1 protein-coding gene is annotated in these 1,137 nt (G+C 58.7%); it reads right to left on the bottom strand.

All coding sequences use genetic code 11. The features are described from left to right. Positions 1 to 730: hypothetical protein (locus tag ACE4YL_RS00305; RefSeq protein ID WP_461368970.1), on the bottom strand; the 730-nt coding region annotated here is incomplete at its 3' end. Positions 731 to 1,137 lie beyond the last annotated feature (407 nt).

Raw genomic sequence — 1,137 nt, 5'->3', positions numbered from 1 at the left:
GTCGCACCTTGTAGTTGTAGCCACATATCCGGCAGGCTACAGGCCGTAGTTCACCCTCGATATCGACCTCAGGCTCGTCCGGCTCATCGTCCTTGAACCAGTAGCGGACCACCGGCGACCCACAGACCGGGCAGACCGCCGCGTGGTAGTGCTTCACGAACTGGTCACCGACCCTCTTAACGTGCTTCGGGTTCAGATAACCGAATGTCCTGGTCATCCGCTTCCCCTGGACATAGGCCGCGTGCGTCATGAGGTAAGAGAAGAGCGTGTAAACGTCGTCCTCGAAGCGGTTTTCCTTCTCGTTCCACCGGACCGAGAGCGGGATCCCGCCTGGTCGCTTGTTCTTGTAGATCCATCCGGTCGCCTGGTTGTAGTCTTTCGCGTTTACCAGGTAGCCGACCCCGACCGCGTGGAAGTGGGGCGACCAGTAAGCATACTCGTGCATCGAGCCCAGGCCAAGCGCGTCGGCGTGGACATGCTCCCAGAACGGTTTTGTAGCCTCACCAGAGGCCTTCAGGCTATGGTTCAGTTGCCTCAAGGCCTTCTTAACCTCCTCACGGAGTCGGGCCGGGTGAAAGACGATGTAGCCCGCCAGGAGGCCGGAGGCCTTGATGGCCTTGATGCCATCCTTCCAGAGGCGGACAAGAGGAGTATCCGGCGAGTATGTCCCCGGGGGCATCGAGTACATGACATGGAGAGGCCGACCGGCTCGACGCTTCAGGAGCTTCAAAGCCTCGGCCCGTTCCGGCTCCATGTCCAGGGTGACCGGGAGGTTTCCAAGTGCCTCGAGGAACCCCCGGAAGCGGTCAGTTACCTGACGGGCAGTCTTTCGGACCTTCCCAGACCAGCAGACCGGGCAGGAGAGGCGGTTACAGTTGACCGGATGAGGCCTCGACCAGTGACCAGGATCTTGAGAGCATGCAGCACCACGTATGATCGTTCCGCAGGTGTCATTTGTGACAGTTCCCATGCCCGGAAAGTCATAAGGAGACTGGAGAGTCTCTAGATTCACACTAAGACCTATAGCAGGATACGGGACGGTATCAGGATCAGGGATCGGAGGACAGTCTGGACTTATCGCTTCATGGCATTTATATACCGGAGAGTCTAACACATCATCGTACTCCCGCAGCGCCT

Source organism: Candidatus Darwinibacter acetoxidans, from assembly GCF_041936445.1.
Lineage (GTDB): Bacteria > Bacillota > Limnochordia > Darwinibacteriales > Darwinibacteriaceae > DTU010.
The sequence above is the reverse complement of the archived record's forward strand: the minus strand, read 5'-3'. Positions and strand labels throughout refer to the sequence as shown.